The sequence below is a fragment of the Streptomyces himastatinicus ATCC 53653 genome (assembly GCF_000158915.1).
Lineage (GTDB): Bacteria > Actinomycetota > Actinomycetes > Streptomycetales > Streptomycetaceae > Streptomyces > Streptomyces himastatinicus.
This window is the reverse complement of sequence record NZ_GG657754.1, coordinates 4,590,883-4,598,888: the sequence shown is the minus strand read 5'-3', so window position 1 is coordinate 4,598,888 and position 8,006 is coordinate 4,590,883. Positions and strand designations below refer to the sequence as shown.

Annotated in this window: 6 protein-coding genes; 4 read left to right on the top strand and 2 right to left on the bottom strand. The window is 69.8% G+C overall.

The features are described from left to right. The 4 genes from fusA to SSOG_RS19110 form a co-directional block, all read left to right on the top strand. Nucleotides 1-1,869: elongation factor G (gene fusA, locus SSOG_RS19125; protein ID WP_063631576.1), on the top strand; the 1,869-nt coding region annotated here is incomplete at its 5' end. Nucleotides 1,870-2,096: 227 nt separating this feature from the next. After that, on the top strand, nucleotides 2,097-3,290 hold the full coding sequence (gene tuf / locus SSOG_RS19120) for an elongation factor Tu (RefSeq protein ID WP_009715889.1): 1,194 nt from the start codon (nucleotides 2,097-2,099) through the stop codon (nucleotides 3,288-3,290). 129 nt (nucleotides 3,291-3,419) lie between these two features. Next, nucleotides 3,420-3,959: a hypothetical protein gene (locus tag SSOG_RS19115; protein ID WP_009715888.1), complete on the top strand. Its 540-nt coding sequence runs from the start codon at nucleotides 3,420-3,422 to the stop codon at nucleotides 3,957-3,959. After that, complete coding sequence (locus SSOG_RS19110) at nucleotides 3,952-5,013, top strand: SRPBCC family protein (protein ID WP_009715887.1); 1,062 nt, start codon at nucleotides 3,952-3,954, stop codon at nucleotides 5,011-5,013. The genes SSOG_RS19115 and SSOG_RS19110 overlap by 8 nt, the downstream gene beginning before the upstream one ends. A 69-nt stretch (nucleotides 5,014-5,082) precedes the next feature. Here the strand turns inward: SSOG_RS19110 and SSOG_RS19105 are convergent, their stop codons facing one another. Then, nucleotides 5,083-7,245 carry a PIG-L family deacetylase gene (locus SSOG_RS19105; RefSeq protein WP_106516421.1) on the bottom strand — a complete coding sequence of 721 codons (2,163 nt, stop codon included), beginning with the start codon at nucleotides 7,243-7,245 and terminating at the stop codon, nucleotides 5,083-5,085. 136 nt (nucleotides 7,246-7,381) lie between these two features. Next, the coding region (locus SSOG_RS19100) for a DUF3152 domain-containing protein (RefSeq protein ID WP_009715885.1) at nucleotides 7,382-8,006 on the bottom strand (625 nt) is incomplete at its 5' end.

Below are 8,006 nucleotides of genomic sequence, written 5' to 3'. Positions count from 1 at the left end.
ATTGACACCCCGGGGCACGTCGACTTCACCGTCGAGGTGGAGCGTTCGCTGCGCGTCCTCGACGGTGCCGTGACGGTGTTCGACGGTGTGGCCGGCGTGGAGCCGCAGTCCGAGACCGTTTGGCGTCAGGCGGACCGCTACGGCGTGCCGCGGATCTGCTTCGTCAACAAGCTCGACCGCACCGGTGCCGAGTTCCACCGCTGCGTCGACATGATCACGGACCGCCTGGGCGCGGTGCCGCTGGTCATGCAGCTGCCGATCGGCACCGAGGCCGACTTCAAGGGTGTTATCGACCTCGTCACCATGAAGGCGCTGGTCTGGAACATCGAGGCGTCCAAGGGCGAGATGTACGACACCGTCGACATCCCGGACACCCACACCGAGGCCGCCGACGAGTGGCGCGGCAAACTGCTGGAGACCGTCGCCGAGAACGACGAAGAGATGATGGAGCTGTACCTGGAGGGCGAGGAGCCCTCCGTGGAGCAGCTGTACGCGGCGATCCGCCGCATCACCATCGCCTCCGGCGTGGGCGGCGGCACGACCGTCACCCCCGTGTTCTGCGGCACCGCGTTCAAGAACAAGGGCGTGCAGCCCCTGCTCGACGCGGTCGTCCGGTACCTGCCGTCGCCGATCGACGTCGAGGCGGTCGAGGGCCACTCGGTCAAGGACCCCGAAGAGATCATCAAGCGGCGTCCCACCGAGGAAGAGCCGCTGTCGGCTCTGGCGTTCAAGATCGCGAGCGACCCGCACCTCGGCAAGCTCACCTTCATCCGGGTTTACTCGGGCCGTCTCGTGGCCGGCACTCAGGTGCTGAACTCCGTGAAGGGCAAGAAGGAGCGCATCGGCAAGATCTACCGGATGCACGCGAACAAGCGTGAGGAGATCGAGTCGGTGGGTGCCGGTGACATCGTCGCCGTCATGGGTCTGAAGCAGACCACCACCGGTGAGACCCTCTGCGACGCGTCGAGCCCGGTGATCCTGGAGTCCATGGACTTCCCGGCCCCGGTCATCGAGGTGGCCATCGAGCCGAAGTCCAAGGGCGACCAGGAGAAGCTGGCCGTCGCGATCCAGCGGCTGGCCGAGGAGGACCCGTCCTTCCGCGTCAAGACCGACGAGGAGACCGGCCAGACCATCATCGCCGGTATGGGTGAGCTCCACCTCGACGTGCTGGTCGACCGCATGAAGCGCGAGTTCAAGGTCGAGGCCAACGTCGGCAAGCCGCAGGTGGCCTACCGCGAGACGCTGCGCAAGGCGGTCGAGCGGTACGACTTCACGCACAAGAAGCAGACTGGTGGTTCCGGCCAGTTCGCCAAGGTGCAGATCGCGCTGGAGCCGCTCGAGGGCGACGGCTACGAGTTCGAGAACAAGGTCACCGGTGGCCGCATCCCGCGGGAGTACATCCCGTCCGTGGACGCGGGCTGCCAGGAGGCCATGGAGTTCGGCGTGCTCGCCGGCTACCCGCTGACCGGCGTCAAGGTCGTGCTTCTCGACGGTGGCTACCACGAGGTCGACTCCTCCGAGATGGCCTTCAAGATCGCCGGTTCGATGGCCTTCAAGGAGGCCGCCCGCAAGGCCAGCCCGGCCCTGCTCGAGCCGATGATGAAGGTCGAGGTCACGACGCCCGAGGACTACATGGGCGACGTGATCGGCGACATCAACTCCCGCCGTGGTCAGATCCAGTCCATGGAGGACCGTAGCGGCGCCAAGCTGGTGATCGGTCTGGTCCCGCTGTCGGAGATGTTCGGCTACGTGGGCGACCTGCGCAGCAAGACCTCTGGCCGCGCCAGCTACTCCATGCAGTTCGACTCCTACGCCGAGGTTCCGCGGAACGTCGCCGAGGAGATCATCGCGAAGGCCAAGGGCGAGTAAGGCGGGTTCATCCGCATTCCTCACCGTTTAGGCTGGAGCAAAAGGCATCGGGTGTTCCGTCATAGATCGTCCACCGTGGCGGTCCATGGCGGGGCCCCGGCCGCCGGCCCCCATAACGAATACGGCGAAGGGCATCCCCCTCGGGGTCCTGGCCGGTTCGGTAAGACCACCTGAACCCGTCCGCAAGGCGCGGATGCGTTACAGAACCACTCCGTAGGAGGACCCCAGTGGCGAAGGCGAAGTTCGAGCGGACTAAGCCGCACGTCAACATCGGCACCATCGGTCACATCGACCACGGTAAGACCACTCTTACCGCGGCGATCACCAAGGTGCTGCACGACGCGTTCCCGGACCTGAACGAGGCCTCGGCCTTCGACATGATCGACAAGGCGCCGGAAGAGCGCCAGCGCGGTATTACGATCTCCATCGCGCACGTCGAGTACCAGACGGACTCGCGTCACTACGCGCACGTTGACTGCCCCGGTCACGCGGACTACATCAAGAACATGATCACCGGTGCCGCGCAGATGGACGGCGCCATCCTCGTGGTCGCCGCCACCGACGGCCCGATGCCGCAGACCAAGGAGCACGTGCTCCTGGCCCGCCAGGTCGGCGTTCCGTACATCGTCGTCGCCCTGAACAAGGCCGACATGGTGGACGACGAGGAGATCCTGGAGCTCGTCGAGCTCGAGGTCCGCGAGCTGCTCTCCGAGTACGAGTTCCCGGGCGACGACGTCCCGGTCGTCAAGGTCTCGGCGCTCAAGGCGCTCGAGGGCGACGCCGAGTGGGGCAAGTCCGTCCTCGACCTGATGAAGGCCGTCGACGACGCCATCCCGCAGCCGGAGCGTGACGTCGACAAGCCGTTCCTCATGCCGATCGAGGACGTCTTCACCATCACCGGTCGCGGTACGGTCGTCACCGGCCGTATCGAGCGCGGTGTGCTGAAGGTCAACGAGAACGTCGACATCATCGGCATCAAGAACGAGAAGACCTCGACCACCGTCACCGGTATCGAGATGTTCCGCAAGCTGCTCGACGAGGGCCAGGCCGGTGAGAACGTCGGTCTGCTGCTCCGCGGCATCAAGCGCGAGGACGTCGAGCGCGGCCAGGTCATCATCAAGCCGGGCTCGGTCACCCCGCACACCGAGTTCGAGGCCCAGGCGTACATCCTGTCCAAGGACGAGGGTGGCCGCCACACGCCGTTCTTCAACAACTACCGTCCGCAGTTCTACTTCCGTACCACGGACGTGACGGGCGTTGTGACCCTCCCCGAGGGCACCGAGATGGTCATGCCGGGCGACAACACCGAGATGTCCGTCCAGCTGATCCAGCCGGTCGCCATGGAGGAGGGCCTGAAGTTCGCCATCCGTGAGGGTGGCCGGACCGTCGGCGCCGGTCAGGTCACCAAGATCACCAAGTGACCTGACGCTCTTCGGAGCACGCTCCCCGGAGCACGAAGCCCCACTCGCCTTCACACGGCGGGTGGGGCTTTTCCGTATCTGGGTACCCGGCCATCCGCATCGAAGCTGAGTTCGACTTCGGGAGTACGGATGATGACCAACGGCAAGATCGCGGTCGCGATCACGGGAGGCTACCTCCTGGGGCGCACCAAAAAGGCGAAACTCGCCCTCGGGCTGGGCATGTTGCTCGCCGGGAAGAAGATCACCCTCGATCCGCAGCAACTGGCCCGGGCGGTCGCCGACTCCCCGCTGCTGAGCGGGCTGAACGCGCAGGCGCGCAAGGAGCTGGGCGGGGCCGCCAAGACGGCCGCGACCCGTGCGCTGTCCACCCGCATGAACGGCCTCGCCGACTCGCTGCACGACCGCACGCTGAGCCTGCGGGGCGAGGGGGACGACGAGCGCGCCGCGCGGGACGAGGACGAGGAGCCCGCGGAGGACGACGAACCGGCCGGCGAGGAGAGCGAACGCAAACCGCCGCCGCAACGCCGCAAGGCACCGCAGGCCAAGGCGGCCAAGGCCCCGGCGGGCCGGGCGCGCAAGGCCGCCGCCTCGTCCTCCGCGCCCGCGAAGAAGACCGCGAAGAAGGCGGCCAAGAAGACCGCGAAGACCGCCGGGGGCCGCAATGGCTGACACCTTGGGCAAGCTGAAGGACGACATCGTGCGCAGCCCGGCCGCGGACCGCCTCAAGGACGAGCTCCAGTCGTACGTCCAGGCCCGGGCGACCCATGCGCTCACCGGGCTCGGCACCGGTCTCGCCAAGGGCACCCAGGCGCTCGCCGAGGGCAAGCCACCGGGCCAGGCCGTGCTGAAGGCCGGGACCTCCCAACTGAAGGAGACGCTGAAGGACAAGGTCAAGGGGATGTTCGGCAAGGGGCGCGGCAAGAGCGGCGGCGGCAAGTCCAAGAGCGTCACCGTGGTCGAGGACATCGACGTCGGGGTGCCGGTCCGCGAGGCGTACGACCAGTGGACCCAGTTCCAGGAGTTCAGCACCTTCGCCAAGGGCGTCGTCAGCGTCGAGAAGGCCGACGACACCAGCAGCAACTGGAAGGTGAAGGTCGCCAAGTCCACACGCAGCTGGAAGGCCAACGTCACCGAGCAGGTGCCCGACGAGCGGATCAGCTGGACGACCGAGGGCGCCAAGGGCACCGTCAAGGGCGTCGTCACCTTTCACCCGCTGGGCGACAGCCTCACCCGGGTGCTGCTGGTGCTGGAGTACTTCCCCAAGGGCCTGTTCGAGAGGACCGGCAACATCTGGCGCGCCCAGGGCCGCCGGGCGCGGACTCGACTTGAAGCTCTACCGCAAGTTCATCATGATGCGCGGCGGAGGCCACGGACGGGCTGGCGCGGCGAGATCCGGGAACGGCGAGGTCGTGGTCGAACACGAGACGGCCGTGGAAGAGGAAGAGCGCGACGAAAGAGGCCGGGGGAGAGGCCCGATGAGCCGCGGGCCGAGCAGGACGGCGAGGGACGCGGAGTTCGAGGAGGAGCCCGAGGCCCGAGGACGAAGCCGAGGCCGGGGAGGAGCCCGAGGGCGAGGGCGACGAGGCGGAGTTCGCCGACGAGGCCGATGACGAGGACGCCGACGTCGAGCCCCGAGGAGGAGTACGAGGAGGAGCCCGACGAGGCCGAGGAGGAGGCCGAGCCCGAGCGCCCGCGGCGGCGCACGGCGGCGGCGCGCCGCTGACGGCCCGCTGCTCCGGCAACCGCCGGGGCGCCCCTGGTCGAGACGACAGGGGGCGCCCCGGCGGTGGTGTTATGCCGTAGAGGTCGGGCGCGGGCGCCAGATCCAGGGGGTGGCGTCCGGCGCGACGCCCACCACGCAGGCCCCCTGGTCGGGGTCGGCCAGCAGGGCGGGGGTGCCCACCGGGGTGAGGTGGCCGGGGGAGCGCAGCGGGCGGTCGCCGGAGCCGGTGCCCCACTGGACCTGGACGTCGCCGTCGAGGCTGCGGCCGAGCAGGAGCAGGGTGGTGGCCTTGCCGTCCCCGTTGCCCTTGCCGTTGTTGCCGGGCTCGGGCACGGTGTGCGCGGCGATGGCCCCGTACCCCTCGAAGTGCGGCACCGTACGGCTTTTCGCGACGTCGTCCGCGCCGGTGCCGTGGAGGGCGGGCACGGTGGCCGCGGGGGTGCGGTAGATCAGGGAGAGCGCGCCGTCGGGGGCGAGCGCGGCGCCGATCTGGTTGCCGCCGGGGCGGGGCAGTCCGGCGGCGGGCCGCAGGGTGACGGGGCCCCCGGGCCGCTCCTGGGACCAGTGGTGCACGGTGTCGCGGCCCGGGGCGACGACATGGGCGCGGCCCTTGCCGTCGACCAGGGCGGTCAGCCCGTCCTGGATCTCCGCGCCGCCGAGCCGCTCCCACGGACCCCAGCGGCCGTCCGCGTCCCGTACCCGGGTGGCGAGGCCCTTCTCGGCGGTCCGTACGAAGAGGTGGACCTTCCCGTCCGGGGTGGCGACCGCGGTGGGGCAGCCGATGCGACGGCCGAGTTCGGGGTTGGCCTCGGGGGTGCCGAGCCCGGTCCAGGCGCGGAACGGCCCGTCGGGGCGGCTCTGTTCGAGCGCCACGATCTCGCGCATATTGGCTCCGCCCTGGCCGTCCAGCGCCGCGAACCGCAGCGCGAGCAGCACCTGGCGTCCCGCGCTGTCGGTCACGGCGCTGAGCGCGGGGGCCAGTGGCCCGCCGCCGAGCCCGAGCGGCGCCCCGAAGCGCCCGCTGCCGCGGGCGGTTTCGCGCCACCGCACGGCCTGGGTGCCCAGCACGCCGTACGCGACCAGGCGGCCCTCGCGGTCGGTGGTGGGGGTGGGCAGGGCGCTGGGGTAGCGGTAGTGGGTGGAGCGGATCCAGCCCTTGCGGTTCTTCAGCGGCCGCACACCGCCCTGGCTGTAGTCGCCGCAGCCCGCGGAGTCACCGCACTTCCACGCGGGGGAGCCGCCGTACGCCTTGATGACGCGCGCCTTCTGGGCCAGCACGGCGGGCGGCAGATTGTGCGGCCAGCGCTGGTTGTAGTAGCCGCGGAAGGACGTGGTGGTGAAGCGCGGCGCCTCCTTGTCCCGCCGGGTGGACTCGGCGGCCCACTGCGCGATCGCCTTCCAGGTGAACAGCGCGACCGGGGTGTGGTCCCGGTGGTCGGAACAGCCGGGCTGGTCGTTGTCCCTGGGGTGCAGCAGGTCGTGCACCTGGAAGTCGGGGTCGGGGTCGAGGGTGTGGATGAGCGTGGGCCGGTAGCGGTCCATGATCTCGGCGAGCACGTCGACCAGGGTCTGGTGGACGTACGAGCTGGGGTGCAGCACCGGGGAGCCCTCGGCCAGCAGTGAGCGCATGACGGTGCCGGGGGTGTCCCACAGGTCGGGCATGCGGATGTGCCCCTCGGACAGCATGGCGATGTTGAGGAAGATCAGCCGCACCCTGCGGGTGCCGTTGGCGAGGACGTTCGACTCCGCCTTGACACCGCCGGGCAGGTTCAGCACCGACCGGTGCCACGGCGTGAACTGGTGCAGCCCCAGCATCTGCGCGTACGCCTGCCGCAGCCCCTGGTGGCGGGCGGCGGAGTACGCGGCCTTGTCCGGTGGCGGCAGCGGCCGTCCGGCCACCCGGTTGACGCCCAGCGCCTCGCCCGCCGTGACGTACACGCTCACCACGGGGACCCCGGAGCGCAGGACGTGCTCGTTGTCGGGATTCATGAAGTACAGGTCGTCATCGGGATGGGCCATGACCTGGAGCAGGGTGGCGTGCTTGTCCCCGGCCGCCGAGGTGAACGGCTCGGCGGCCCCCGGGCTGCTGGTCGTCCGGGCGGGCGCGGCGGGGGCGGCGGACGACCCGGGGCGGCCGCTGCATCCGGCGGCAGCGGCGGCGCTGAGGGCCGCCACCGCGGCCAGTGCCTGCCTGCGTGTCGTGCGCGCGGGCAGAGTCCATCGACTGTTCAATTTGGTGACCCTGTCACTTGTGCAGCACGTAGTCTCCGGCTGCTCCACGTGGTAAGGGACGGTTGATGATCTTCGAAGGTTGTCCGATAGCCGGGGAGGTCTCGATCACACTTCGGACACGCCGGACCCGGGCCGGTCAGGCGACCGAGGGGCCGCCGAGGTACCTCCCGGCCTTGGAGTAGGGCCAGGCGTTGGCGACGCAGCCCTTGAGCCCGTCTATCTGCTGCATCATCGCCGGGGCGGGCTTGCCGGGGCCGGGGCAGGTCTCATGGCCGTGGCCGATGCGGTGGCCCACCTCGTGGTTGACGATCAGCGCGCGGTATTCGCCGATCGGGCCGTCGAACTCGGGGGAGCCGGTGTTCCAGCGCTTGAGGTTGACCATGACCTGCGTTCCGGCGGCGCAGTTGACCTCACCGCGGGTCTTGAGCCCCGCCTGTCCGCAGATGTCGTCGACGGTGTCCGGGGTGGCGATCTTCACCTCGAAGTCGAAATCGCCGCCGGACACCAGCTGGAAGGAGTGCTTCCGGTCCCTGGTCCAGCCGCGCTCGTCGGCGAGGACCGCGGATATCTCGGCCGCGGCCTTCTTCGGGTCGATGCCCGTGCCCTCCTCGACCTGGACCTTGAACCGCCGCACATCGCCCGCGCCGCCGATCACCTTGCCGGAGGACTTCGCGGTGACGAAGGTGCCGGTCCCGGCGGGGGAGGTGGGGGAGGTGGGGGACGCGGGCGCGGTGGGGGCGGTGGGCGCCGTGGGGCGCGCG